Genomic DNA, 26859 nt, shown 5'->3' on the forward strand with positions numbered 1-26859 from the left:
CGCCCGTGCAGAGATGACGCCGTGCTGACGCTGCCCATGACGCACCCTGCACCCGGCCCGCACCGGCTACGACCTGGGACGTTCACCTCCGACCAGCAACCCCATGACGCTGTGACGCTCTCCCACCCCATCTCTCTGAACGAAAGAGGGAGGGAGGAAGTAGAGACATGGCGCGCCCGAGCGTCATCAGCGTCCGCCGACCGGCCCCCGGGCGTAGAAGCAGAGGTCAACACCATTCTGGGTGAGAACCGTGCAGCGTCATCCGGCTGCGTCACCGATGCGGCGCGCGTGTCACGGGACACTGGACCTTGTCCGTTTGCCGCTGATCTTGACCGATGGCCTACGCGTGCAGAGTCGGCTGAGCGTCCGGTGCACGAACGAGGCCAGGATGAAGCCATGGAGAACGAAGTCCCATTGTCCGGCGGACGGATCACCCTTGGCGTGGTCAGGGTCGGCCGCACCGTCCGGCGGCCGGCCACCGCGTCGTCATCGTTCGTCGCCGAACTGCTCGGTGACCTCCAGCGTGAGGGCTTCACCGGCGCCCCCCGCCACCTCGGGTTCGACGCAGGCGGCCGCGAAATCCTCAGTTACCTCCCCGGCTGGGTGCCCGCCCGATTCCAGCGCTGGACCGACCCCCAGGTGGCCGCGGCCGGCTCCCTGCTCCGCTCCTTCCACGACGCCACCCGAGGCAGTCGCCTGACCGGTCGGCATCCCGTGGTCTGCCACCACGACCCGGGGCCGAACAACACGGTCTTCACCGACGACATCCCGACCGCCTTCATCGACTTCGACACAGCCGCCCCCGGCGATCCCCTCGAAGACCTCGGCTACATGGCGTGGACCTGGTGCATCTCCTCCAAACCCAGCGCTCCGCCCGCCACCGTCCAAGCCGCACAGGTGCGCGTCCTCGCCGACGCGTACGGACTCGACTCCGCCTCCCGCTCCCGCCTCGTCGATGCCGCGCTCGACCGCCAGGCCCGCAACGCCAGGTGGTGGCACAGTCACCTCGCGGGCCCGTTCCCGCGCGTCGCCGACGACTCCACGATCGCCGGGCGCATCCGGTGGTCCGAGCAAGAGCACGCCTACACATCGGCCAACCGCAAGACCTTCGACACAGCCCTGGGCTGACAGAGGTTGGACGGCTGACTACCCACTTCAGACGGTTGCGCCTCAGGACGCACCGTGCACTCCTAGCGTGGGGGCATGACGGTACTGATTGTGGGCGGCAGCGGGTTCCTGGGCGTTGAGCTGGCCCGCCAGGGACGTTCAGCGGGCGTGGAGACGGCCGCCACCTTCCACTCGCACCCCGGCGAGGGCGGCGGCGCGTGGCACCGCCTCGATCTGCGCAACTCGGCGAACCTCCAGGAGGTCCTGGATGCCGTCAGCCCAACGGCGGTCATCAACGCGAGCAGCGGCGGAGCGGAGTGGGCGGTCACGGCCGAGGGAGGGATGCGCCTGGCCCACGTCGCCGGGCAACGGGGCATCAAGTTGGTCCACGTGTCGAGCGACGCCGTGTTCTCCGGCCGCGTAGACCTGTACGACGAGACGTTTCTACCCGATCCAGTAACACCGTACGGGGCCGCGAAGGCTGCGGCTGAAACGGCCGTGCGGCTCCTGAGCGCGGGCGCCGTCGTCGCCCGGACCTCTCTGATCATCGGTCATGGCCGGTCCGAGCACGAACGCATGGTGCACGCCCTGGCCGCCGGCACGCGGGACGGGGCCCTGTTCACGGACGATGTCCGATGCCCAGTCCACGTCGGCGACCTGGCCGCCGCACTGTGGGAGCTCACCTTGTCCGATGCGGCCGGCGTCTTTCACCTCGCCGGCCCGGACGCCGTCACCCGCCACGAACTCGGCACCCTCATTGCGCAGCGGGATGGCCTTGACGCATCGCTGTTGCCGACCGGGCGTCGCGCCGACAGCGGCCTCCCCGGCGGACTTTGTGTCCACCTCGACAGCCGCGTCACCCAGAAGTCCCTGGCCGTCCGCCTTCGCGGAGCCCGGGAATTCCTCCGGCACCAAAGCCCCGACCGCTGACTCCGACTGCGCAGGGCCAGCGGGCCGGAGCCGATCGTGATGGACGGTCGCTCCCTCCGGGCTGACCGGCGCATCGGTTTCGGCCTTCGGCCATCCGCAGTGGGTGAGGACCTTCGCACCTCGACCACGGCACTTCTCAGGCGAGAACGCCGCTGCGCTCGGCGAGGCCGCGTAGCTCGGTCGAGGTGGGCCCGGAGACCAGCAGGCTGGTGATCAGCGATTTCGTCGCTGGGCGGGCATGGGTCTCCTCAGGAGCGCATCGTTCCGCCGCCAGGAGGGTTCGGACGCAGTCGCTGCGGCGGCCGAGGCGGTCGTAGGTGACGGCGATGTCGCCGAGGGCGCGAGAGCGGCGTTCGACGCTGGGCAGCGCCTTCAGAGAGATCATGCGGGCAGCATCAAGCGCGGCCAGAGGATCACCCGCATGGTTTTCGGCGCTGATTCGGTGAAGCTGCACGGTGAGGGGGCTGAAGCCCCCGCCGTGGTCGCGAAGCATGGTGCGGCCGCCTAGTTCCGTAGCGATCGCGGCGGCCTCGTCCGTGAGCTCTCGCATCCCGTCCCGGTCGCCCCGCCTGGCCAGGGTGTAGGACGCGCTCTGGACGAGAAGCCCTCGTAGGGCCGTTCCCGCGCGTCCGGCGCTGCGCAGGTCCGGGTGGTCGGCGGCGGTCAGGGCGATCGACAGGGCTTCTTGATGCCATCCAGCTTTTCGAGCGAGCACGGCCAATTGCCGGGCAGACTCGGCCACGGCGAGGGGTGCGCTGCCTGCTTCGGCGAGTTGGCGGGCACGGTCGGCGGCCATCCAGCCGAGCTGCTGCTCGTCCAACTTGACGAGCATGCGGGTCGCCAGCAGGTAGCTCTTGGCCAGGAGCACGTAGTCTCCAGCCTCACGGGCGCTGGCGGTGAGCGCATGTCCGGAGCGGATGAGGCGGGGCAGGCGCACCGAGAGGCTGGCGTAGCGGCAGGCGTCGAAGTCGGCGAGGGCGCGGGTGAAGTCCGTCGCGAGTGTCTCGGCCGGCGGCATTACGGGGGCCTGCCCGAGGCCGAGCATGGCATCACGCAGACGGGCGACGAGCAGCTCTCCGAGCAGGGCCTCGCTTGCCTGGGCTGTTCCGTTCCCGAGGAGGGGGGAGCCGGCGGCTGCCGCGGCCGTGGCAGCCAAGCCCGCGATCAACTTCCTTCGCCGCAAAGGATCTTCACCGTCCTCCTGTCCTGGACTGCCCAGCCTATGGGTGGGCATCCGGGGGAAGGCCGCAGATGCCCCGATCGGCTGACCGTGTCGTATCTCCGGGCGAGGTGCGGGCGGAGCAAGGCCGAACGCCGGGCGCGGGAGTTCGAGGGCGTCGGCGAATCGCCGCAGCACGTCGATGTCGGTCAGCGGTGAGATGCCCCGCTCGTACCGGGAAACCTGAGCCCCGGAGTACCCGGTCAGCTTGCCCAGCTCGGCGAGCGTGAGGTCCTTGGCCTGCCGGGTCTGGCGTATCAGTTCCCCGGGCCTCACACCGGCCCCAAGGGTCGCTCATGCTTCGCTGACCGCATCAGTACCTCGTTCCCGCCGATAGCCGAGGCTGCGCCGCTTCAACCGTAGTCCTAGGACAGTGCGGCCAACAGGCCGTTTGCATGAGATGCAAACGGCTTTGCAGGCCAGGACAGCGCCCCTCCCGCTGGCTGCCCGTTCCCGACGACCTTCAAGGGCGAGCGGTCCGCAACCACGGGCCGCCCCCAACTCGGGGAGGTTCTGATGCAGTCCGTGAATCCAGTCCCGCGCACGGCGCCGATCACCGATGTCCGCCTCACTCCCGCCTACTACGTACGGCCCGAGGGTCTCGGCCCGTACGTTGCCGCCCTGCTGGGCCGCTGCTCGAGCGTCTTCGACATCAAGGCCGCGATGTCCGCCGACCTCGCCCACGGGGGTGAGCACCTGCGCGATGGAGAGGGTGTCGTCGAGGACGGCGCCATGGTGCAGGGCGAGGTGATCGTCCAGGCCGGGGCCCGGATCGAGGCGGGCGCCCAGGTGATCGGTCCGGTCCTGATCTGCACCGGCGCCGTCGTGGCGGCCGGCGCGATGGTCCGCGACCACAGTGTGATCGGCCCCGGCTGCCGGATCGGGTTCGGCGCGGAGATCACCCGCAGCTTGTTGGCCGGGCACGTCTTCATGAAGCACCCCAGCTTCATCGGGGACTCCGTGATCGGCCGGAGGGTCAATATCGGCTCGTTCTGCTCCACCACCGGACTGCGGTGCGACTGCGGCCCCGTCCCGGAGCCGGCGATCCAGGAAATAACCGTCAACCTCGACGGACGTCGCCTCCCCACCGGCCAGACGAAGTTCGGCGCCGTCATCGGCGACGAGGTCGCCCTGCCGGCCGGGACCGTCCTGTCGCCGGGCACCCTGATCGGGCCGGGCACGGTGGTCTACCCCCGCGACCACATCGGCGGCTTCCTGCCCGCCGGCTCCCGGGTCCGGTGACCGCGGTGACCACCGCCCCCGCCCACGACGCCATGGACACCGCCCTCGTGCGGATCACCGGCGGACACCCGCTCTCCGGCCGGATACCGGTGCAGGGCAGCAAGAACATCGCCCTTCACCTCTACGCCGCCGCCCTCCTGGCCGACGTCCCGGTCGCCCTGACGGGCGCGCCGAACATCACCGACAGCGGCGTGTGCGCGCAGATCCTGTGCCATACCGGAGCCCGGGCCGGCTACGACGACGGTTGCTTCACGGTGTCTCCGGCGGGCGTCATCTGCCCGGCCATCCATCCTGAGCTCGGCCGCCGGGTCCGTACGACCGCCGTGCTCGCCGCGGCGGTGCTGGCCCGGACTGGGCAGGTCACCTTCCCCTATCCAGGCGGCGACGCGTTCTGCCCGAGGCTCATCGACCGGCACATCGCGGCCATGCAGGCCGCCGGCGCCGAGGTCGTCACAGACGCCACCGGCATCCGCGCCCGGTGTGATGCCCGCAGAGTGCGGGCGTTCACCGTGGATGTGAGCACCCCGTACGGACCGAGCCTGGGAGCGACGGTGTCCGCGCTGCTGCTGGCCTCCCGAGCCCACGGAACCAGCCTGATCACCCACCCGTCCATCGAGCCGGAAGTCAGCGAGACCGCCCGCTTCCTCGCGGAAAGGGGCGTCCTCGTCCACCTCGACGAGGAGGGACTGCATGTGTCCGGCAGCGACTGGATCGCCGGCGGCACCTTCGCGGTGGCGGGCGACCGGATCGAGGCCGCCACCATGGTCATGGCCGCCGCAGCAACCGGCGGCAGCGTCCACCTCGACAACATCACCGTCACTGACTTCCCCGCCGGTCTCGCCCGGGCCCTCGCCGACGCCGGCATCACGATGATCAACGACCCGAGCGGCGGCATGCAGGCCCGCCTCTGCGAGGCGCTACGCCCCGTCGAGACGGCGACCGGCCCGCACCCGGCTCTGCCGACCGACACCGCCCCGCAGCTGGCCGCGATGCTCACCCAGGCCGGCGGCAGCTCGGTGATCGACGAGCGGGTCTACCCCCGCCGCGACACCCACGTGCCGGGGCTGCGCGGCTTCGGCGCCGACATCACGGCCGACGGCTCGACGATCCGCGTCCGCGGGCCCGTACGGCTGCGCGGCACCGAGGCGGAGGCCGCGGACATCCGTGCGGTGACCGCCCTCCTGATCGCGGCACTCGCCGCCGACGGCACCTCTACGATCCGAGGGATGTTCCATCTCCGGCGCGGCTACGGCCACCTGCTGCCCAACTTGGCCACGCTGGGAGCCGAGATCACCACCATCCCCGGAGGCCGCTGATGCCCGTCCCGTTCACCGCCGATGACACCACCCGCCTCCGGGACACCTTCGACCAGGTCGTCGCTGACGGTGCAACCCCCGGCGGTGTCCTCGCCTACGGCACCACCGGCGCCAACCCCCAGTTCCTCATGGCCGGCAAGATCGCCCCCGAGTGCGGTGAGCGCGAACCCGAGCAGGACACGCTCTACGACATCGCCTCGCTGACCAAGGTCGTCGCCACCTGGCCCCTGATCGGCCAGGCCCTGGATGACGGGCTGCTCGACCTCGACGCCCCGATCCGCGACTTCCTGCCCCCGGTGAACAGCGAGACCCCCAGCGGCGAGGCAACCGTTCGCCAGCTGATCTCCCACACCTCCGGGCTTCGTGCCTCCACCCGCCTCGACCACTACCGCGGCGCCGACCTTCCGCTGCACGAACTCCTGTGCCGCGAACCCCTGGAAGACGCCCCCGGCCAGCACCGATACATCAACCGCGGCTACATCCTCCTCGGCCTGGCCCTCGCCCACATCCACGGCCGCCCCCTCGACCAGCTCGGCACGTCCCTGTGGAAGACGCTCGGCATGGACGCCACGGTGTACGGGCCACTCGCCCGCACCCCGCAGGTCGCACCGACCGAGCAGCGCATCCCCGGCGCCCCGCGCATCTGGGGCGCCCCGCACGACGACAATGCCAGCCTGCTCGGCGGCATCGCCGGCCACGCCGGGGTCTTCTCCACCCCCGCCGACCTCGCCCTGTACGCCCACCGGCTCCTGGTCGCGCACGCGGACGGCGACGAGCACGGCTTGCGCGACTGGCTGCACGCCAGCCTCATCCCCCAGGTGCCGATCGAACCGGGTCTGGACCGCGGGCTGTCCTGGATCCTCGCCGCCGGCGGACGCGTCGCGTACCACCACGGCTTCACCGGCACCAGCCTCTACCTCGCCCCGGAGACCGGCCGCTACCTCGTGATCTGCACCAACGCCATCTACGGCGGCAACGCCCGCACCAAGATCGCCCCGCTGCGCGAACTCGCACTCAAGACGATCTCCGCCACCTGACACACGGAGGAACCCCATGGGTGAGCTGCTGGCCGACCACACCACCCTTCGCCTGGGCGGACCCGCCCACCAGTTCCTCACCCACACCGACCCTGCCACCTGGACCGACGTCGCCCGTTCTGTGGCGGGTGAAGGCACGGCGCCGTTCGTACTCGGCGGCGGCAGCAACACCCTGGCCGAAGACGCGGGATACCCCGGGACCGTGATTCGCATGGCCACCCGCGGGACGACCGTACGCCCGCTCGGCGACGACCTCGTGGAGGTCGTCGCGCAGGGGGGAGAAGCGCTCTCCGCGCTCGTCGCGTTCGCCGTCGACCAGCGGCTCTCGGGGATCGAGTACCTCGGCGGCATTCCCGGCACGACCGGTGCCGCCCCGGTGCAGAACACCGGTGCCTACGGACAGCAGATATCTGACACCCTCACCCGCGTCACCGCCTTCGACTGGCACCTCGAACGCATCGTCGAACTCCAAGCCGCGGATTGCGGCTTCGGCTACCGCGCCAGCGCTTTCAAGTCCCAGCCCGGACGGTGGACGATCCTCGACATCACCGTGTGTCTCACCCGCAGTTCATCTGCGGCCCCGGTCGCCTACCAGCACCTCGCCGACGCCTTGGCCGTAGGACTGGGGTCCCGGCCACCGCTCGCCGAGGCCGCCCAAGCTGTGATCACCGACCGGGAGCAGCGCGGTCTCGTCCTGCCGGATTCCGGCCCTGATGCCCGGCAGGCAGGGTCTGTCTTCCTCAACCCGGTCATCACTCCCGTCCAGGCAGCAGCCGTACGCTGCGCCGGCGGCCCGGTCCACCGCGACCAGAGCGGATCCTTGCGCGCAAGCGCCGGGTGGCTGCTGGAGCGGTGTGACTACCGTCCCGGGGGCCGCATCGGGCCGGGGGTGTACTGCTCCACCGCCCGAACCCTGACGCTGACCGCGCGAGAAGGTGCCACAGCAACTGCCTTCACCTTGGCTCTCCGGCAACTCACCGCCGCCGTCTTCGAGGCGTACGGCATCCGACTTCGTCCGGAGCCTGTTCGGTCGGGCCCAAGTGCAGGATCGTCCGACGGCCCGGCCGGACCCTCCCACCGAGGAGGCGCCGCCGGGGCGGACGCCTTTGCGTTGGCGTGAGCCCGCCCGCGCTGGCCCGACCTCAACCACGACTCTCGCGCCGCTCTTGAGCCCTCGCCTGCCAGGAACGCGGTTCGGATGCCGAGCGGCGGAGGTGTTGGATTCGTCGCCGTGCCTGTGGGGCCGGGCGTCACCACAGACGGAAGGCTTCCAGGAGAGCTGGCGCCCTGGGTAGCGGTCGAGGCGGCTGTCGAAGGGTGCCGTGTTCTTCGTCCAGTTGTCCCAAATGACGCGAGGCGGCGGCTACCAGGCAGTGGGGCCGGAGAGTTCGGTGACAGGTTGGCGGACGGCCCGGGGAACGCCGAGCTGCTGGCGGGCCAAGTGGACGATCGCGAGCTGGTCAACGGCCGTTGGCCCCCAGTCGAAGAGTTCCATGGCCTGTTCGGGGGTGGCCAGGATGCGGATGTAGGTGTGGCCCGTGGCTGGATCGGGCTGCGCGGGGCCGACGTTGGTGAGTGCGGCGGCGTAGCGCAGGTATCCGCGCCGTACGGAGGGGTCGGTGACGTGTCCCAGGAGCAGCGGGCTACCGATCCGGGCGGTCGCCTCCTCTTCAACTTCGCGACGCAGGGTGGCTACGGGGTCTCCCTGGTCCTGTTCCTCGGGTGTGCCGCCGGGCAGGATGGCGACTCCGGTGTGGGGTTCGAGGAGGACGAGGACGCGTCCGTCCGGCGCGAAGCACCAGGCCCACACCTGGGTGACTGCGAGGTTGTGCGGGGCTGGCCCCTGGTGCCAGGGATAGTGGTAGGTGGGGCGGGCGGTCTGCAGAACGGCTGCGCGGTCGAGAATGGTCGGGGCGAGCGGGAGACCATTCTCCAGGATCACCGTCCCGCCAGCGTTGATCCGGGCGCGCAGCGCGGACAGGGCGCGGCGGGCGTCGGCTGGCGAGAGCAGATCGGGCAGTCGCGCGGGCTCGACGAACTCGATCCCGGTGATCTCACTCGGCGGCAACCGGATTTCGCCGATTCGGTCGTCGTCCCAGGTGCCGCCGTCGAAGACGTGCAGAATCTCGCCGGGAAACCGCATGGCGGCGGGTGCGCCAGTGCTGTCGGCCGCGATCCAGTCGACGGCCAGGCAGCGGTCGACGGTGGCGGTGACTCCGAGCTCCTCGACCAGTTCACGGGCTGCTGCGCGAGCTGGGGACTCGTTCCTGTCGACGGCGCCACCGGCCAGAAGACAGGTGTCGCGATAGTCGACGTGCTGGACCAGGACCTGGCCGAAGGGGTTGGTGATCAGCACAGACGTCCCGACCCACAGGGCTGCCGAGGCGCGCAGCGCGCCATACGCCTCGTCGGTCATGGCGGTGTCGGGCAGCTCGCCGGGAACGGATGTGGTCGTCATGGCTCTCCAAGTCGGAAGGGGCCGGCCGGGCCGAGGGAAGAATGAGGCGGTTGACCGCTGTCAGGCAGTGAGCCGATGGTGAGCGCTGGGGAGGGGCCCGGTCGTGAGTCGGGTGAAGAATTCGGTCGCGATGATCTTTCGTCGGGTCTCCTCAGGCAGGCGAGCGAGGATCCCGGGCAGCGCCCGTTCGCGGGCGACCTCCCCGCGGTGCGCGAGGATCGCGGCCCACTTCTGCTCCAGCCAGGGAGTGACGTCGACGGTGGTGGTGGCGTACGCGTCCGGCACCGCGAGCACGGCTTTGCCGACGGCCTCCAGAAGCGGCCCGAGCTTGCCAACGCCGCTCTGGGGGTGCGTGGCGCAGTACACGGCGCGCGGTTGCCAGGGCTCCCCTGCTTCAGGGTGAAGGTGCGGGAGGCCCGCGTCCTGAGCGGCGAGGAGAGTGGCCTGGTGGGTGCGGCGGTGGTCCGGGTGGCCGGTCAGCTGGCCCAGGGCGTCGTGCGTGACCACGATGTCGGGGCGGAACGAGCGGATCTGCTGGACCAGGGCGGCGACGACTTCGTCGAGCGGTGCGTCGACGAGGCGGGGGCGGCCGGGAGCCGCCTGCGGGTTGCGGGCGTCGCCGTATCCGAGCATGCGGGGTGGGCCCGCGCCGAGCGCCCGCAGGGCGTCGGTGAGTTCGGGAGCCCGCGGGCTGTCGGGCGCCCACGTCATGGTGACGACGGCGGTGCGCGCGTGCGCGGCGGCGTGCTGGGCGAGGACACCGCCGGCGAGGAGGCTCTCGTCGTCGGGGTGGCCGAACACGCCGAGCAGGGACGGCATCGTGGAGGACGCCGCCGTCTCGGGGATCAGCTCGTCGGAGTCAAGCACGCTGTGCCCCTGCGGCGGAAAGGCTCAGTGCGCCGGCGGGGGTCCGGCCCGGCCACTGGAAGACAAGTCGTGCGCTGGGCTTGTCGAGCACGTCACCGGGCGGCAGCTGCTCGTCGGGGGTGCCGGCCGGGTGGACGGTCATCGGCGGATAGCCGCTCTCGCGCACCTCGCGGTCCCAGACGCGCACACACTCCGCGAAGCGCTCCGCCACCTCTTCGGCTGCTGGGCCGTAGGCGTGGATGAAGAACTCGGTGAGACGGTCGGCCGGATCCGGGGCGTCCTTGACCTTGCGGTAGGTCAGATAGGCGAGGGAGCCGTCCGAAAGCAGCGCCGCTGCGTCCTGCTGCGCTACCAGCGCGGAACCTTCCCGGGCGGTCAGGCGGCAGAACCCCGGCAGCGTCGTCGCGGCGTAGACCTGCAAGGTCTCGAAATTGAAGATGCCCCGGACCACAAGGCCGGTGGTGAGTTCACGCCGGGGCCCGCGCAGCGCCTCCTCAAGCCCCGCGGTGTCACCGGGCTCACCGTCTTCCCACCGCACGGTGACCTCGCCGTCGGCCAGGGGGAGGACGGGGGCCGTGCGGGCGGCCGCGCCGCGGTCCCGTACGAACCCGCAGTACGTCCAGTGCCCACAGTGCAGCACGTCGCCGCGCCGGACCAGGGTGAGGGAACGGGTGTAGCCGCCCATCTCCAGCGGCACCACCAACCGTGCGCCCTCACGGAGTTGCTCGCGCCACGCCGGGGCGACGTCAGCCGCATTGTGTGTGATCACCACCCCGTCGAACCCCTGGGCGGGGACGTGGCCCGGTGCGCCGAAACCACCGTCGCCCAGAACGGCGGTGACCCGGCCGCTGCCGGCCTCCGCGCACAGCCGCTGCGTGCGGTGCACCACGTAAGGGTCGACGTCCACCGTCACGACCCGTCCAGCCGGTCCGACGACATGGGCGAGCAACTCCGCGTTGTACCCGCCGGATCCGACCTCGAGCACGGCCGCCCCGGGCGTCAGTTGGAGTTGCTCGGCCATGTCGGCCTGGAGCCAAGCGGCGCTGACCGAGCTGGTCGCCCGGCCGTGCTCGTCCCGGCGGGTGACGACGGCCAGGTCGTCGTCGTAGACGGTCTGGAGGTCCGTCTCCGGTGCGAACCGGTGCCGGGGCACCGTGCGCAGCGCCTCTTGGACCACGGCGGAGGGCGCCCAGCCGCCGGCGATGACGGCATCTGCCATGCGGTGGCGCAGCCGGACGGCTTCGGCCGGCTCCCCGGGTACCGGTGGGGGTTCGGCGGCGGTCGGGTAGGCGTTGACCGGCGGCAGGCCGGGGATGATACCGGGCCAGACGGCAGCCAGTGCGTTCGCGGCCGGGGTGAACACCGGGCCGAGACATCCGAGACCGTGGGGGTCGTGCCATTCCCAGCGGGTGAACTTCTGCGGCTCCGCGGTGGTGAGGGTGCCGGTGAAGCCGGCGATCCGGATCACGGCGGTTACCCGCGGGACGCCCTGGGCTGTGTCGGTGAGGATGGACACCACGCTGGCGCCGGTGGCGTGCAGGCCGGTCTCCTCGGCGAGCTCGCGCACCCCGGCCCCGTCCAGCGGCTCCGCACCCTCGATCTTCCCGCCCGGAGCCTCCCACATGCCGCGTGTGGACCAGCCGAGCAGGACACGCCCGTGCTCGTCGGTCACGACAGCCAGCGCCCCGGCAACGGCGTGGCCGGTGGCCGGCACGGACCGCTCCATGGCGACCGTGTCCGCACACGGACCGCGCAGAATCAGCGCCCCTAAGTCGCCGGCGGCGATGCGCTGGACGTTCGTCCATCCGCAGGTGAGGGCGGTGATCTCGTCTTCGTCCAGTGCGATGTGCCGCTTCTCGGCCGGGGTGTGCGCGGCGAGCGGGGTGATGACCAGGATGGTGCCGCCCTCGCGCAGTCGGCGCCCGAGCGCGTGCAGGACACGGGTGCGGTCGTTCAAGAAGGCCACCGAGAGGCGGAAGACCACCAGGTCGTAGAGGTCGTTGCCCAGCGGGGCGGGGTCGTCGCGTTCGATGTCCAGGCACAGCCACCGCACCTTCGCGTCGGGGTGGTCCGTGCGGGCCTGCTCCAGGGCGCCCTCGGCGAAGTCCGCGCCGTCGACGGTGTACCCGAGCGAGGCAAGGTAGGCGGACATCTCGCCCGTCCCGCACCCAACGTCGAGCGCGCGGCCGCCCTCGGGCGCCGGCGCGTGCTCGACGAGCAGGCCCTTCTCCTCGTCCCCGAGCCGCCGGAAGCCTCGCCCCTCGGTGTAGCGCTCGGACCAGTCAGTCCGGGTGATCCCCACAGATCGCTCCTCGTTCGTGAAAGGCAGGTCGGTCGGTGTCAGGGCAGTTCGACGGGTCCGTAGAGGGCGGCCGGCTGCTGGGTCTGCAGTGCCCAGTACCGGTCGCCGAACGACCAGTGCCACCATTCGGTTCGGTAAGGGCACATGCCTGCGGCGGCAAGGGCACGGGCCAGGGTGGCCCGGTTCGTGCGGGCCCGGGCGCTCAGGTTGGGGGCGTCGGTGTAGCAGGCGCCGTCGGATTCCTCCGGTGATGCGTTGACGCGCGTTCCCATGTCCAGCTCGCGGCCTTGGTGGTCGATCAGCGTCACGTCGACGGCCGCGCCGGCGGAGTGAGGCGCGATCTCCGGAGGCGACACGAAGCGGCTGGCGGCCGCCCGGAGCTCGGCCGCCTGCCAGTCCGGATGGGCGCGCGCGAGCTCGTCGGAGTACTCCTCGAAGTACCGACGCTGCAGGGCCGGCGGCCGGAAGCCCTCGACGAACAGCAGCAACACACCAGTGGGAAGCAGCGACTGGGCCTGCAACAGCCGGGCAACAACGCCTTGCCGAACGTGGGCCCAGGCCCCGGCCTCGTCGCGCTTGCGGTCATCGACCTTCAGGCCGTGCTCGCGGGCGTCTATGAGGCGCTCGCCGCAGTCTTGGACGGGGATCGCGGCCACCCTCGGATCGGACATCAGCACAATGCCGCTGCTCATACGTTTCCCCAGTCCCAGGTGCCGAAGTAGGCGGCTTCGCCGGTGCGGCGGGCCGATTCCACCGCGCTCAGTCGCGCGAAGTCGCGAGGCGGCATCAGCGCCTCCCATTCGTCCAGGGGCAGGACACGGACCTCGTCGTGCTCCGAGGGGTTCAGGGCGATGTCGCTGATCTGCTGTGCGGTGAGCCTGCCGCCGTCGAAGACACAGCCGATCGTGCTGTGAGGCCATTCGGCACCCGGGAGCCCGAACACGGTGGCCAGGAGCCGGGGCGGCCCTGGCGGCGTCAGGCCGGTCTCCTCCTGGCACTCGCGCACGGCCGTCTCGAAGGGCCGCTCGCCCAGATCCATCGTTCCGCCCACCAACTGCCACGGATGGGCGGGCGAGTAGACGGAGTGCAGCTGGAGGGGGCGGTCGTCCATATCGGTGAAGTACACGCAGGCGAACGCCGTGGTCTTCGGCACCGTGGCGGCATACAGCTCGGGCGGCATCCAGGTGGAGGTGCTTCCCGACGCGCCCCCATCGTCCGGGTCGTGGAGACGCGTCATCCGCATCAGGGCCGGACTGCCCGCGAAGCCGAGCTCGCGGTAGAGCGGGGCCGCCTCCACGCTGGAGTGAAGCTCGAAAAGGGTCACCTGCTCGACGTGGGAGAGGTGGTCGAGGAGTGCGGTGACCACCGCCCGCGCGTAGCCGCGGCGCCGGACGTCTGGTCGTGTGGCGACGACGTGCACGCGGGCGGCCAGCCCTTGGGGGTAGGCGGGGGCCGGAAGCACGGGGTGGATCAGGCCGAGGGCGCAGGCGGCCATCGTGCCGTCCGGGGCGTCGACGATAAAGGCTCGCGCATCTCCCTCCGGTGTCAGCCGTGGCGCCAGTTCGTCCGTGCATTGCCGGACCCAGTCCTCGGTGAATGGTGCGGACAGGACGTATGCGGAGCGCATCCGGGTGATGGCCTCAGCGTCGGCGGGGGTGGCCGCGCGGACCGGCGGTCGTCCGGCGGCATCGCGCGGCTCGGCCGCGGTAGTGGCAGTGGGTGCCGGGTCGGCGTTCACGTCGCATCTCCTGTCGGTGAGGGGGCTGCACGGTGTTCGGCGCGCAGCCGGGCCAGGGTCCGCCGGCCGCGTTCGACCAGCTCGGGGTCCCCGTGGGCAGTGCCGTACGCGATTCCGCTCACTGAATCGAGGGCTGCGTCGATGACGAGGCGGGCCTCCTCGGCGGCGGTCAGGGACCTGCCGTACCCGGCCAGAAACGCCTCGAACAAGTCGGGGCGGCCGGCCCAGGCATCGGACAGGCGGACCAGATCCCGTACGGCCGGTCCCGGCTCGCTGCGCTCGATGTCGATCACCGCCACGAAGACATCAAGGGTGTCCGGCTCGTCAGCGGTGTCAGGGGTGACCAGGACGTTGCGGGGCTGGAGGTCTCCGTGGGTCTCCACCCATTCCAGCGGTTGCAGGTCCTCGGCCTGCCGGGCGAGGTCGCGGACGAACTCCTCATCCCCCGGGAGTAGATGAGACCGTGCTCCGGCCAGGTGCCGGTCGGCCTTGGCGACGGCCGGGCCGCTGCCGGCCGGAGCGGGCCGTGGGGGAGAGGACTGGTGGATGCGGCGGGCCAGCGCGCCGATCCGTTGGAAGACAGCCCTCTCCCGCTCTGGGGCAAGGACGGCGCCGTGCAGGGGGCGGCCCGGCAGCGCGGTGAGGACCACCGCCCGCAGGGTCTCGTCGGCGGCGACCAGCCGGGGCGCGGCCGCCCCCAGCTCCCGCGCCCACGTCCGTAGGCCCCGCACTTCCCTGTGGTGGAACCGCTCGCTCTGGTGCACCTTCACGTACCAGGTGCCGCCCTGGACGCCGTGGACCCGCCACACGCGGCTCTCCTCGCGCGCCCATGACGTATCCGTCCACTGCGTGATCCGGCCGACTGCCTGCTCCGCGAACTCCACGACAGCGGCGTCAGGGCGGGCGGTAGACGCCTGGCCGGTCACGTCCGGCACGAGGCGCAGCCGGTCGGTGCCGGGGTCGAAGGCGATGCTGTCGCCGGGGAGTTGGAAGTGCACGGCGAGGCGCGCGCCGGCGCTGTAGGCGTCCAGGCCCGCACGGCAGTACGCCACCATCGGGGCGGGCAGGGCGTGAAGGGGTGCCCAGTCCATCGCGTCGCAAACGTCCGGCTCCGCGATCCGGGGCGCGCCCTTCCACTGCCGGACCTCGAAGAAGTGCCCGCTACGGCTGGCGCCTCCGGGGCTGCGGTGGTGCACGGTCACGGCGGACCGCACGTCGGCCGGGTCGATGACGACACCGGTCTCCTCCCGCGCCTCGCGGATCAGGGCGGTGACCACGTCCTCGTGCGGACCGTCCAGATGCCCCGACGGCAGGTGCCACAGGCCGGCGGCGTACACCTGCCCGGCCCGCCGCGACAGCAAGATCTGTGGCCCGTCGGCGGTCTCCCGGCGCAGGATCAGGTGGACGTCCACCGGCTCGGTGTGCCGCTGCCCGCCGCTCATCGTGTTCCCTCCGGACGTCGGGCGAGCAGAATCCTGAACGTCGCTTCCTCGACCAGAGACCCGTCCACCGCGTGCGCGTGGAGAAGTGCGAGGGCCTCGTTCTCGAACGCCTGATGCCGCTCTGCGAAGAGGCCAGCTCCGGCGAAGGACGTGGTGCGCAGGTAGCCGAGTACCTCCTGCGGCGTCCAGGTGCGGGTCACGGGGAAGAGGTGTTCGGTGACGTCGTTGAACGCTGAGGCGGCGAGGTCCTCCTCGTACGAGCGGCGGGGTTCGGCGTAGGAACTGCGGGCGCCCGCCCGGCGCTCGGCGCCCAGGTAGAGCTGGATCAGCTCGCGCAGCGCACGGGTCCAGTCGGCGTCGTGGGTCCACAGGCTCCCGTCGCCCATGATCGCCACTGCGGCACCCGGTGGGGCGACCTGGTCTGCCATCTCCAGGACCGCCTCACCGTTCATCCAGTGGTAGGACCGGCAGCAGGTGATCAGGTCCGGGCCGGAATCCGGTTCGCCGGGCAGTGTCGCGAGCGGCTCGTAGGCATCGGCCGCCGCGTGGACCAGGGTGAGGGTGCAGTGGCCGAGCACGGGATTGAGGGCTTGCCCGGCCTGGTGCAGCATCTGCGGGCTGACGTCGACCGCTTCGATGTGCGTCAGACCGGCGCCGGCGGACAGGAGCGCGAAGGGCACCTGCCCGGTTCCGGTGCCCAGGTCGAGCAGCACCGGGGACGGCCGGCCCCGCAGCGCGTCGGCGAGCAGGCGCACCGCCGCGTCCGGCAGGCCTGGGCGGTGGCGGGCGTAGGTCGAGGCCGCGGCCTCGAACATGGCCTCCTGCTCCGGCGGGAGGCCCGGAAAGGGCCCGTCGGGGTAGGTCACGAAGTGGCTCCCTCATCGAGCGGGTGGGGGGCGGGCAGTTGCCAGGACAGGCGTCCGCACTCGGACGCGGCGCGCTGCCCGCCGTCCGCGTCGAAGTAGAGGCGGTAGCGGTCGGGGGAGCGTGCGGCCCGCCACCGGTGGGCGAGGTCCTGGATCTCTTTCCAAATGTCCCGCGGCCCGTTGACGGTGACGCTCCAGCGCCGGTGGCCCACCTCCTCCGCGCGCATCCAGGATCCGCAGCCGGGCGCGCCGATTGCGAGGTGCTCAGCCCCGAAGTCCCGGACCAGGCCACCGCCGAGGAGATGGTCGGCCGCCAGCCAGAAACCGCGGTCGCTGTCTGCGGGCGGCGCCAGCATGCTCCGCTGGGTCCATGTGCCCGGCTCGGTGGCCATGCGCTGCCGGAACTCCTCCGTGAGCCAGATCCGCGCCACGCCGTGTCCCGCCCGGTGGGCGAACTCCACGGCCCGCAGCTCCGCCGTGATCTGCCCATCGGCGGTGCGCTCGACGACGGCGAGGCCGGGCCACGACGGGGACGCGCTGCTCACGTGCGCCAGCAGCTTGCCCCCGGGAGCGAGCTGCTCGACGAGAGCCGCGGGCACGCGCTCCACCGTGTACGACACGAAGATCCGGTCGAACTCCCGCCCCGGAACGCCCTGTTCCCCTGACCCGCACACCACCTCCGGACGGAAGCCGAGATCGGCCAGCCGGGCCGCAGCCGCGTCAGTGAGGTGCCGGTCCCGGTCGAGAGAGACCACCCCCTGGTCGCCGCAGACCTCGCAGGCCACCGCAGCGGTCACCCCCGCGCCCGTCCCGACGTCCAGCACCCACAGACCCGGACGCAGATCCAGCTCCTCCAGCAGCGAGGCGGTCAGACCCATCACCGTCGACATCGACGTGATCGACGCCCCCGACCGCTTCCCGCGCACCCGGCCCAGCAACGGCTCCCCGTCGTGCTGGACGAGCACACTGGCCCCGCCGTACAACAGCCCGAGCAGCTCGGGGCGGTCCTGCGGCGCCGACCAGTCCAACAGATCCCACCGCGGAGACTCCTCGCCCGGGGCACTGCGCCGTACGTACGCCTGCGGCATCAGCACCTCGCGGGGCAGCATGAGGAGGGCGTCGCGGACCGGGCCGGCCCCCAGATCGCCGGCCTCCTCCAGACGAGCGACCATCGCCGCCCGAGCCGCAGCACCATCGCGACCACCCCGGGCGCCGCGGCCGTCCGCGGACCCGGTGACTTCTGCCGTCTCCGGGTGCAAGGGGGCCGCATTGGTGAGGGTCGCTGGAGCGTGGGCAGCTGGGGGACCGGGCCTTCGCGTGGTGTCCCCGGTGCTCAGGTCCGTCATGTGGCGCCTCCGTCCAACGAGCTCTCACGGCGGATGTCTGCGGCGGCCGCCGCTCCAGGGGCCGGAACCTGAGGCGGGGGGCCGGGGCGCGGGAGTTCTTCGGCAGGCGCGGGTTCCTCCCGCTCGGGCGGGGCGCCGGGCATCTGCCGCAGGCCGCGCAGCGGAGAGAGTGCCAGGACCAGGAGCGGCACAGTGAGCAGAAAGGCACCGATGACCAGGGCGGCCCGGACACCGGCCCACGTCCCCAGCGCGCCGGCGAGCAGCGCGCCGACCGGCCGGGCACCCGATGTCAGCCAGGTACTCACCGCCTGCATCCGTGCCTGCATGCGGGAGTCGGTGACGATCTGACGGATCGACCGCTGGGTGGTCCCCGCCGCCCCGGCGCACGCCAGCTGCACGAACAGCGCCGCACCGATCACGAACTGCCAGCCAAGGCCCGGAGAGGCGAGCAGCAGCGGAATCTGGGTCACCGGCGTGATCCCGAGCGCGGCCAGCATCATCGGCCCGGGCCCGATCCGCCGCGCAAGGCCCGGGGCGAGGAGCGCGCCGACGGCCGCGCCCAAGGCGCCGAGCCCCAGCACGACACCGAACGCCGTGGTGCTCATCGCAAGGGTGCGCAAAAGGTACAGCGCCCACAGCGTGTTCAGCAGCGCGAGGGCGAAGGAAGTCGTCGCGTTGACCAGCGTCAAGGTGCGCAACCGGTCGTCACCGCGGACATACCGCAGACCCTCGCCGATCTCCGCCCACAGCCGGCGCTCCCCGGTACGCGCCCGGTCGGTCTTGGGTGTGCGGATGCGTACGGTGCACCACGCGCTGATGAGGTAGGAGAGGACATCTCCGAGCAGGGCCCGGGCCGGTCCGACCAAGACGGTCAGCGCGGCGCCAAGGTTGCTGCCGCCGGTCGCGGAGATAGCGAAGAGCGCGCCAACCCGGCTGTTGCTCCGCTGGATCAAGGACCGGTCGACCAGGCTCGGCAGAATGCTGATGGCCGCCGCGTCATGCACCACACCCGCGGCCCCCTGCACCACAGCGACCGCCATGAGCTGGGACAGAGTCAGTGCGTCGAAGGCCGCCGCCACCGGCACCGTGGCCAGCGCGGCCGCACTGACCAGATCCCCGGTAATCATCTGGCGCTGCTTGGAATGGCGGTCGGCGAGCGCCCCGGCGTGCAAGGCGAGCACCGCGGGTGGCAACAGTCCCAGGAACGCCAGCCAGGCCACCTGAGAGGTGGATGCGCGCAGCTCCAGCACGGCGATCACCGGGATCACCATCGAGCTGATCGAGCTGCCGGTCACGCTGGCGCTCTGCCCAATCAGGAACGTCCGGAAATTTCGGTGCCGCCACAACGACGTCTGGAGCTGAGCGGGGGAGTCAGCAGAGCTGGTCACGGAGCACCTCCTCCGCCTCATCCAGGCGGCCGCACAGCACACCCAGCGCCTTGTGGCGGGCCCGCCCGTACGCCTCCAGTTCAGGGGTGACCGCGGGTGGGTCGTCGAGCGGTTCCGAGAGCGGGTACACCGAACAGGCCAGGTAGCCGGCCGCCACCCGGGGCACCGTCAGCAGGTCCCCGACCGGCATGGCCGGGTTGGTCTCCGAGTAAGCGACAACGGCCGTCGCCAGCCCTGCGGGCCAGTCCGGGGCGCCCAGGACGGTACGCGGATCGAGCACGATGCGCCCCAGCTCCCACATCGGGCTGCGGTGCGCCGGCGGCCGGAAGTCGATGACCGCGGCGACGCTCTGGCCTCTCAGCATCAGGTTGAGGGAGGACAGGTCGCCGTGGACGATCTGCGTGGCGAGGGTCGCGGGGAGTGTTTCGAGCATGGTTGCCGTGGCGGGGAGCCCATCCAGCCGTTGTTGGGCGGTACCTCTCGCCCAAGCTCCGAACGGCGAACTCGGGGGCTGCTTCGCATAGCGGGCGAGGAGGCGTTCCAGGCGCTGTCGGCCGCGCTGGACGTCGCAGATCTCGTGGGCCGCGGCGCGGCGCGGCGGCCCGTCCGGATGCCGCGCGAGCGTTCGGTGCAGCTGGCCCACGGTCGCGCCGACGGCGGCCCACCTCTCGCCGTACAGACCGTCTCCCGCTGTCTCGGCGCCCTCGGCGAACGCGGCGACGGACACCGCCAACCCGCCGTCCACGGCGATGAGATTGCCGTCCAAGGTGCGGAGCATCACCGGAACCGGGACCCCGCCGAGCGCGGCGAACTCGGCCAGCTCCAGGGCGCGGCGTTCGGCGCCCAGGCCAGCGTGCTCCGGGTAGGACTTCACGAACCATCGGCGGCCGTCGCCGTCCGTGGCCACATAGTTGGACGTGGCGGTCCCTGACGGGCCTTCGCAGACGTCGGTCGGGACGATGCGGTAGTGCAGCGCCAGAACTCCCGCCACCACCATGACATCGGACTGCGCGCTCATCGCCCCGCCTCCGGCCGGCCGGGGCCGTTCATCAGCCGGCGCAGCGCTCGGGCGTCCGACTGCAGTTGGTCCTCGTCCTGGCGCCCGAAGTCGAGCACGTCGAAGGGCAAGGGGCCGCCCGGCGCCGGGTCTACACGCGCCTCGCGTCGCGGAACCACGTGCTGGTGGGCGTGGGGAATGGCGTTTCCGAGCAGGAGGTAGTTCATCTTCAGCGGCTGGTAGTGCCTCTCAAGGGCTCGGCCCAGGGCGAGGGTGTCGCGCCAGAAGGCGGCGGCTTCGTCGTCCGTGAGTTCGGTGGGCTCCGCGACGTGGCGCGCGGTCACGATGGTGATGGAGTAGCCCCGGACCTGGCCGGAGCGCCAGAGGTAGGACTGGGAGACTTCGCCGCGGTGCAGCAGCAGTCCCCACCCGATGTCGTCGGCCGTCCAGTCGTTGGTGCACATCGGGCAGTCGTGGCCGGCGCGGTGCGTGAGAAAGTGTTCAGGCCAGGAAGTACTAGGTGCCGCTGGGAGCGTCACAGGTCCTCACCAGCCCGTCTGGGTGTAAGGACGGCCCGCGGTGATACCTTCGATTGCCTGGCGGGTGTACGGCACAACCTGTGCCGGAAGGGCCTGCGGGCTGAACCACCTCCAGGCCACGCACCGCTCGGGCTCCAGGAGCTGCGGGGTACCGGACCAGGTCCGAGCCCGGAAGACGAGCGCGATCCGTGCCCGCGCCGTCGGTGAATCGACGTGGTGAACCACGTGCACGAGCTCGACGGCATCGGGCTCGATGATCAGCCCGGCCTCCTCCTGGGCTTCGCGCACCAGGCAGCTGACGGCATCTTCCCTCTCGCAGTGACCTGCCAAAAAGTGCCATTCGTCCGGCGCGAACGTCGAGTCGGGGTGGCGCAGTCCGAGAAGTATCCGGCCCTGTTCGTCCTGGAGATGAAGGTGGACACCGACGATGTGGAGCTCGGTTCCTACCGGTGCCTCTTCGTGCAGGGGGCGGATGCGGTCCGGCGGGCTGCCGGCCGGGGGATGCGCGGCCGCGTGCCGTCGGATCAAGTCGCCGAGGCCGGGGCTCAGGGGCAGCCGGTCCAGCATGTCGGGGGTGAACCACTGCAGCAGGACGCCTTCTCGCAGGTCCGCGGTGTCGGGGTGCCCATTCCAGCGGGCCGTGTAGACCTGGATCGGCACCGCGAGGCCGTCGATGCTCGTCGCCTCCTCCACCACGTAGGGCGTCAGGCCGGCAGGTTCAAGGCCGGGGACCTCCTCGGCGAGCTCCCGCCGCAAGGTCCCCTCCAGGCACCGGTCGCCTCTCTCGCGCCCACCCCCCAGGAGGGAGAACACCCCGGGCTCCCAAATGCCGTCACGCATATCCCTCAGATGAAGCAGGTAGCGGCCGTAGCCGTCGTGGAGAAGAGCCGACGCGTTGACGGGCTCCGGCCGGCCGTCGAGCCCATCGGCCTCGGCGTCCAGCAGCTTGGCCCGCAGCGTGGGCGACCTGACATCGGCGAGCGGAAGCCACTGGGCACCCGAGACCTCTTCATCCTGAAGCCGGAGCGGCGGCAGCTGCTCGGCGCTGATGTAGAAGGCGAAGCGGAAATCGAAGTGCTGATGACTCGGCTCGCCCTTGGCGGGATTGGCGTCGATGACGTGAACGTCGATGTCGACCGGCTCGCCCAGGAACTGCGGGGTCAGACACAAGTCCCCGGCCCGGACACCGGTTTCCTCGGACACTTCCCGCAGGGCCGCGGCCAAGAGGCTCCGGTCCGCCTCTGCGTGGCCACCAGGAGTGAGTGTCAGCCCCGTGACCTTGTGACCGATGTGCAGTACGCGCCGGCTGCGGTCGATGACGACCGCGCTGCACGTGACGTGGCCGGGAAGAGTCGCGCGGCTGGACGGGTCGCCAGAGCCGTCCAGGACGGCAAACAGCCCGGCCAGAGACTCGCGCTCATCCGGATGCCGAGCCAGATAGCTGTCGACGGTCGCGCGGATGTGGGAGCGAGTGATCGGCACGTCAACACCTCGAAGAAACAGGGAAGGACTGGTGGATGGGTCGACGGTGTGCGGGCCTGCGAGCCCGGGTGGAGCTTGCGAAGTGTTGTCGGAGCCCTTCACGCACGGGTCCCGTGCCTTTCGCCGTCCGGCTCCGAGGTGACCTGGTAGGACAGCAACTGCTGGAACAGGCCGCCCTCTTGGGCGGCGAGGTCCTTGTAGGTGCCCTCCTGGACGATCCTGCCTTCGTCGAGGACCACGATCCGGTCGGCCACGGCGACGTTGGTGATGCGATGCGTGACCAGGAGCACCACCCGGTCGCGTGCCAGGTCCCGCAGCCGCTGGAAGATCCGGAATTCAGCACGGGGGTCGAGGTTGGCGGTCGGCTCATCGAGGACAAGGAGCCCGGCCTCGCGGAAGAACGCCCTGGCCAGGGCGATGCGCTGCCACTGGCCGCCGCTCAGCTCCTCCCCGTTCAGCCACTCACGGGCGAGAAGCGTGTCCAGGCCGGCGCCGAGCTTGTCGACGACCTCGTCCGCGTCGGCGGCCTTGCAGGCCTCGAGGACCGCCGCGTCACCGCGGGCCGTGGGCTGCCCCTGGTTCACGTTCTCGCGCACCGTCAGCGGCCAGTGCGCGTAATCCTGCGGCACCAAGGCCACCTGCTCCCACAACGCCTGCGGGTCGGCATCCTCGGTGGGCACGCCGTCCCACAGAACTTGACCGCCGGTGGGCACGTACAGCCCGCTGACCAGCTTCGACAGCGTGGACTTCCCTGATCCGTTGAAGCCGACCAGTGCGGTGACCTCGCCCCGGCGCAGCGTGAGCGAGACGTCGGACAGTGCGTCCTGGTCCTTCCCGGCGTAGCGGTGCGAGACCTGCCTGATCTCGATCTCGTCCGGTGGCGCCGGCCTGTGCTCGCCGCGGCGCATGGTGTATCCGCCGGCCAGGTCGAGGAAGCGTGTCCAGTCGTCCATGTAGAGGCCGGTGCGCACGGCCCGGGCCCCGACGGCGACCAGCCCGCGCACCGACTGGCCCACAGTCTGCAGAGCGAAGACGGCCGTGCCGGCGTGCCCGACGCTGATGCGGCCATTGGCGAGCAGCCACACCACCGCCGCCCACACGACGGCCGATCCGAGGCCGCCGCACAGCGCGCCGATCAGTGACATGCGGGCGCCTTGGTCGGCTGCGGTCCGGTCTTCGCGGTTGATCCGGGAGACCGTCTGCCGGTACCGGCCGGACAGGAAGCCGGCCATGGTGCCGGCGCGGATCTGGTCGGCTGCCTCGCGGGTGAAGATGTGCCAACGCAGCACCGACAACATGCGGTTGTCGCCGTTGCTGCGAAGGTTCGCCAAGTACCGGACCCGCGCGGCGCTGACCTGGGCGAGAGCCTGCGGCAGGCTGGCCGCGACCAGAAGGGGAAGCAGCACCCAGCTCACCCCGGCCAGCACGACGGCCCCGGCGAGGAAGGACGCCGCCGAGGCGATCAGGTCCTGGCCCTCGTTGACCAGGTCGCCGGTGACCTGTGCCCCGCGGTCCGCGGCCTCGCGATCGCGGTTGAATTCGGGGTCGTCGTAGGCGGAGAGCTCCACCTCGGCGCAGCCGGTGAGCAGCATCTGCTCGGCCTCGCGCGACATGAGCGGGCCCAGCCGGGAGGAGAGCCAGCTGACGGTGATCCCCAGCAGTGCCCGCACCCCGGTCGCAGCCGCCAGCAGGGCTACGGACGGCCATGCCTGAAGGAGCCGGTGGTAGACGTCGCCGCTGGTCAGCAGTGCGGTGAGGGTTCCGCTGATCGCGATCAGGCCCAGGGCCTGCATCACGCCGGCGACCACCTGGCACAGCAGGAGACCGGTGGTGGCTTTCCGGTCGACGCGCCAGGCCAGTGCCAGCGAACGCCGCACCAGCTGGGGCAGGCGCCGGGCCATGTCCCGCATCCGGATGGAGCGGCCGGCCGCCTCGCGGCTGCCGGTCAGGTCCACGTACCGCATCTCCGGGGCGGGGGAGTGCTGCTCCGCGCCGGCGCCCGGCGCGGCTTGCGGTGACGCGGCTGGCGGGGTGGGCGGCAGGGGGGTGGGGCGCGGCCCCGGGACGGTCTCGGCGGTTTCATCGGTCGACTCGCTCATGCCGCCCACCCCGTATCCAGACGTGCTGAGCAGCGGGTGTCGTCAACACGGCGCACCGTCACGAGGGCAGGCCGTCGTTCGATTCCAGAGGGCTGATGCACGGGGGTGGGGGCCGGATTCATGATGTCCTCCATCTGGGCGGTGAAGTGGCACTGGTGCTCTAAGAACGCGTCGGATCGGGCTCCGTAACGGCTCATTTCGTGAACACACGTTCTGATCGGGCCATTGGGGCGGGCAGGGTACGGCGGCGGGCCTTGAAATCTGTTCGACGCGGGCGGGTCACCCCTTCGGGGGATTGCCGTGCCGGCCTGGGCTCCGGTGTGGGGCATGGCTGAACGAGCCGTGGCGAGGTGGAGGCACGGCCCTGGGCGGAGAGCGGTCAGATCAGGTAGGGGGCCGGTCGCGGATCATGCTGCGACGACCGTGAACGGCACGGCGGGAAAGCGGCGGCCGTTGACCTGGATCGCGACGGTGTGCGGGCCGGGAGTGATCTTCGTGGTGGCCGTCGACCGCAGCTTGTGCGGCTTGGACAGAAGGAGCGGTCGGCCGGGCTGGACGGTGTTGCGGTTGAGGAAGTAGACCTTCTCGCGCGGCTTGCCGGTGGGTGTGGTGGAGGAGATCACGAACATCACATGCACCGGGACGGCCACGGTGGTGGTGAGGGTGGCGGAGAAGCTGAGCACGTCGCCGTCGGCCAGCTCGGTGCGTTCCAGGGCGAGGGGCGTCAGGTCGAGCGGTGCGTCATGCGGGTAGCCGAGGAAGGCGTAGGCGTCCGGCGAGCCCTTCTTGAGTCTGCTCCGCAGGGCCGTTCGGGCGATGAAGGCGAAGTGCTTGTCGGTGGCGCTGTGGGTGTCCTTCCACCGCCTGAGCGTGGCCAGGACGAGTTCGGGCTGCGTGGCGGCGAGGTCGTGGAGGTGGTTGGCGACGGAGGTGCGGACGTAGGTGCTGGAGTCGGCGAAGAGCCGGTCGAGCACAGGCAGCGCCGCATCGGCGGGCAGGGAGATGCGGGGTGCCCAGGGCAGGAGGGGGCGCGTGGCTTCACTCGCGAGCCGGCGGGTCCGGTGGTCCTCGTCGCGGGACCACGCGTCGACGGCCTTCATCGTCTCGTCGGGGAAGTCGTTGAGGAAGTCCCGCACGGCGACCTCTGCCGAGAAGTACCGGGTGAAGCGGGCGAGGGCGTCGAGGGCCTGGGCCAGGTACTCGCCGGTGCGCAGATAGCGGGCGACGAAGTCGGAGTGCGGGGAGTAGGTGTGCCACCCGAAGTCGTTCGTGATGCCGGCGGCTTCGGGAGTCGGCGGCAGCGAGCGCAGCAGTACGTCGAGGGCTTCGGTGCCGGTGACCGGAAGGTGGGTGTGCAGCGCCTCGCTGGTGCGAGTGATGCGATCTTTCAGCTCCAGCCCGGGCAGGTCGGCCATCACCTCCCGAACGAAGGCGCCGGCGTCGAAGTCTGGGCACACGCCGTGGACTTGCCGTCCAATCTGGGTGATGCGCTCGCGGTTGAGGGCGGTTTCCTTCAGGGGCACCTTCACGGCCGTCACGGTCATGGGCAAACCCTAGGGCTGGCGCCAGGCGCAGACAGCGTGTTCTCGCCGCCGGTCATCCCTCGGAGCCACTCGAAGCTGCGGGCTGTCGAACGGCAGCGCGATACAGCAGGCGGGAGTGGCGGGAGCTGTCGCACGGGGAGGCCGTGTGGAGGGTGGCGAGGTTGTCCCACACGACGAGATCACCCTGGCTCCAGCGGTGGCTGTAGAGGTACGGCGCACTGGTCGTGTGCTCCAACAGGTCATCGACCAGAGCGCGGCTGTCCTCCTCCGAGAGCCCGGCTACGCAGCGGATCACCATGGAGCCGAGGAGCAGCGAGCGGGCTCCGGTGACCGGATGGGTCAGGACGAGCGGGTGCTCGACCTCCGCATGGCCGGCGAGGCTCCCGGCGGCGGCCGACGACTGCCCCCCGCTGGCCTGGCTCTGCAACGCGCCCAGCTGCTGGATGGAGTGCACCGCGCGCACCCCCTCGATCCGCTGCCGCATCTCCGGGGGGAGGTCGGTGTAGGCGCGGGTCGCGTCAGCGAAGCGTGTCTCGCCGCCCTGCTCGGGGGTGATGACCGAGTACAGCAGTGTCGCGGCGGTCAGCTGTGGCTTGAAGCTGTTGTCGGCGTGCCACTCCTCCTCGTCGTCCCCGTCGTAGATGCCGACGTGCTCGCCATTCTCGACGATGTTGCTGATGACGGTCAGCCCGGGAAAGCCGCCGACGGCGTAGCGGCGGTCGACGTCTCTGTCCACCGGGCCAAAGGAGGAGGCGACCGTCAGGAGGTCGGCGTGGGTCAGGTGCTGGCGGGGCACGACCAGCAGCCGGTGCTGATGCAGGGCTCGCGCCAACTGAGGCGCGAGGCCTTCGGCTTCGGTCGCGAGGTTGCAGTCGACGACAGCGCCGAAGCCGCTGTCGTCGAGCGGGCGCAGCGACAAGGTCATCGCGGCTCCTTTCGC

22 protein-coding genes are annotated in these 26859 nt (G+C 71.1%); 6 read left to right on the top strand and 16 right to left on the bottom strand.

Translation table 11 applies throughout. From position 1 onward, the window contains the following. The first annotated feature begins 396 nt into the window (after nt 1–396). Both ACIBEC_RS21715 and ACIBEC_RS21720 read left to right on the top strand, forming a co-directional pair. Nucleotides 397–1128, top strand: coding sequence for a phosphotransferase family protein (locus ACIBEC_RS21715; protein ID WP_396288420.1), 732 nt, complete (start codon nt 397–399; stop codon nt 1126–1128). A 75-nt stretch (nt 1129–1203) separates the two neighbouring features. Further along, nucleotides 1204–2037, top strand: a complete 834-nt coding sequence (locus ACIBEC_RS21720) for an SDR family oxidoreductase (RefSeq protein ID WP_396288421.1) — start codon at nt 1204–1206, stop codon at nt 2035–2037. Between the two features lie 136 nt (nt 2038–2173). Here the strand turns inward: ACIBEC_RS21720 and ACIBEC_RS21725 are convergent, their stop codons facing one another. Further along, entirely contained in the window at nt 2174–3532 is a 1359-nt protein-coding gene (locus ACIBEC_RS21725; RefSeq protein ID WP_396288423.1) for a helix-turn-helix domain-containing protein, read from the bottom strand. 240 nt (nt 3533–3772) lie between these two features. Here ACIBEC_RS21725 and ACIBEC_RS21730 point away from each other — a divergent pair, with 240 nt between their 5' ends. Genes ACIBEC_RS21730 through ACIBEC_RS21745 form a run of 4 tightly spaced genes read left to right on the top strand, consistent with a single transcriptional unit; the run spans nt 3773 to nt 7971 of the window. After that, nucleotides 3773–4498 (top strand): hypothetical protein, encoded by a 726-nt coding sequence (locus ACIBEC_RS21730; RefSeq protein WP_396288424.1) that lies wholly within the window; start codon nt 3773–3775, stop codon nt 4496–4498. Nucleotides 4499–4503: 5 nt separating this feature from the next. After that, nucleotides 4504–5814: a UDP-N-acetylglucosamine 1-carboxyvinyltransferase gene (locus tag ACIBEC_RS21735; protein ID WP_396288426.1), complete on the top strand. Its 1311-nt coding sequence runs from the start codon at nt 4504–4506 to the stop codon at nt 5812–5814. Further along, nucleotides 5814–6851, top strand: a complete 1038-nt coding sequence (locus ACIBEC_RS21740) for a serine hydrolase domain-containing protein (protein ID WP_396288428.1) — start codon at nt 5814–5816, stop codon at nt 6849–6851. Before ACIBEC_RS21735 ends, ACIBEC_RS21740 begins: the two co-directional genes overlap by 1 nt. Nucleotides 6852–6867: 16 nt before the next feature. Next, nucleotides 6868–7971 carry a UDP-N-acetylmuramate dehydrogenase gene (locus ACIBEC_RS21745; protein WP_396288430.1) on the top strand — a complete coding sequence of 368 codons (1104 nt, stop codon included), beginning with the start codon at nt 6868–6870 and terminating at the stop codon, nt 7969–7971. A gap of 243 nt (nt 7972–8214) precedes the next feature. Here the strand turns inward: ACIBEC_RS21745 and ACIBEC_RS21750 are convergent, their stop codons facing one another. From ACIBEC_RS21750 to ACIBEC_RS21820, 15 genes are all read right to left on the bottom strand, one after another. Further along, nucleotides 8215–9309, bottom strand: coding sequence for an NUDIX hydrolase (locus ACIBEC_RS21750; protein WP_396288432.1), 1095 nt, complete (start codon nt 9307–9309; stop codon nt 8215–8217). Nucleotides 9310–9369: 60 nt separating this feature from the next. Continuing rightward, the gene (locus ACIBEC_RS21755) at nt 9370–10128 is read right to left on the bottom strand and encodes a PIG-L deacetylase family protein (protein ID WP_396288698.1); all 759 of its coding nucleotides are present in this window, start codon (nt 10126–10128) and stop codon (nt 9370–9372) included. Nucleotides 10129–10168: 40 nt separating this feature from the next. Next, on the bottom strand, nt 10169–12478 hold the full coding sequence (gene fxlM / locus ACIBEC_RS21760; protein ID WP_396288434.1) for a methyltransferase, FxLD system: 2310 nt from the start codon (nt 12476–12478) through the stop codon (nt 10169–10171). 38 nt (nt 12479–12516) lie between these two features. After that, nucleotides 12517–13170, bottom strand: coding sequence for a M15 family metallopeptidase (locus ACIBEC_RS21765; RefSeq protein ID WP_396288436.1), 654 nt, complete (start codon nt 13168–13170; stop codon nt 12517–12519). Continuing rightward, nucleotides 13167–14216 (bottom strand): GNAT family N-acetyltransferase, encoded by a 1050-nt coding sequence (locus ACIBEC_RS21770; RefSeq protein ID WP_396288438.1) that lies wholly within the window; start codon nt 14214–14216, stop codon nt 13167–13169. The genes ACIBEC_RS21765 and ACIBEC_RS21770 overlap by 4 nt, the downstream gene beginning before the upstream one ends. Next, a complete protein-coding gene (locus ACIBEC_RS21775; RefSeq protein ID WP_396288440.1) occupies nt 14213–15658 on the bottom strand; it encodes a phosphotransferase in 1446 nt (481 codons plus the stop codon). The genes ACIBEC_RS21770 and ACIBEC_RS21775 overlap by 4 nt, the downstream gene beginning before the upstream one ends. Then, nucleotides 15655–16524, bottom strand: a complete 870-nt coding sequence (locus tag ACIBEC_RS21780; protein ID WP_396288442.1) for a class I SAM-dependent methyltransferase — start codon at nt 16522–16524, stop codon at nt 15655–15657. Before ACIBEC_RS21780 ends, ACIBEC_RS21775 begins: the two co-directional genes overlap by 4 nt. After that, nucleotides 16521–17696 (bottom strand): protein-L-isoaspartate O-methyltransferase, encoded by a 1176-nt coding sequence (locus ACIBEC_RS21785; RefSeq protein WP_396288444.1) that lies wholly within the window; start codon nt 17694–17696, stop codon nt 16521–16523. Before ACIBEC_RS21785 ends, ACIBEC_RS21780 begins: the two co-directional genes overlap by 4 nt. Before the next feature lie 170 nt (nt 17697–17866). Beyond that, nucleotides 17867–19258 carry an MFS transporter gene (locus ACIBEC_RS21790; RefSeq protein ID WP_396288446.1) on the bottom strand — a complete coding sequence of 464 codons (1392 nt, stop codon included), beginning with the start codon at nt 19256–19258 and terminating at the stop codon, nt 17867–17869. Further along, nucleotides 19242–20276: a phosphotransferase enzyme family protein gene (locus tag ACIBEC_RS21795; RefSeq protein WP_396288448.1), complete on the bottom strand. Its 1035-nt coding sequence runs from the start codon at nt 20274–20276 to the stop codon at nt 19242–19244. The genes ACIBEC_RS21790 and ACIBEC_RS21795 overlap by 17 nt, the downstream gene beginning before the upstream one ends. Continuing rightward, nucleotides 20273–20719 carry an HIT family protein gene (locus ACIBEC_RS21800; RefSeq protein ID WP_396288450.1) on the bottom strand — a complete coding sequence of 149 codons (447 nt, stop codon included), beginning with the start codon at nt 20717–20719 and terminating at the stop codon, nt 20273–20275. The genes ACIBEC_RS21795 and ACIBEC_RS21800 overlap by 4 nt, the downstream gene beginning before the upstream one ends. Before the next feature lie 81 nt (nt 20720–20800). Further along, a complete protein-coding gene (locus ACIBEC_RS21805) occupies nt 20801–22276 on the bottom strand; it encodes an NUDIX hydrolase (protein WP_396288452.1) in 1476 nt (491 codons plus the stop codon). A gap of 98 nt (nt 22277–22374) precedes the next feature. Continuing rightward, on the bottom strand, nt 22375–24240 hold the full coding sequence (locus ACIBEC_RS21810) for an ABC transporter ATP-binding protein (RefSeq protein ID WP_396288700.1): 1866 nt from the start codon (nt 24238–24240) through the stop codon (nt 22375–22377). Between the two features lie 542 nt (nt 24241–24782). Then, nucleotides 24783–25919, bottom strand: a complete 1137-nt coding sequence (locus ACIBEC_RS21815; protein ID WP_396288453.1) for a hypothetical protein — start codon at nt 25917–25919, stop codon at nt 24783–24785. Nucleotides 25920–25971: 52 nt separating this feature from the next. Next, a complete protein-coding gene (locus ACIBEC_RS21820) occupies nt 25972–26844 on the bottom strand; it encodes a TauD/TfdA dioxygenase family protein (protein WP_396288454.1) in 873 nt (290 codons plus the stop codon). Nucleotides 26845–26859 lie beyond the last annotated feature (15 nt).

The sequence above is a fragment of the Kitasatospora sp. NPDC051164 genome (assembly GCF_044455625.1).
Classification (GTDB): Bacteria; Actinomycetota; Actinomycetes; order Streptomycetales; family Streptomycetaceae; genus Kitasatospora.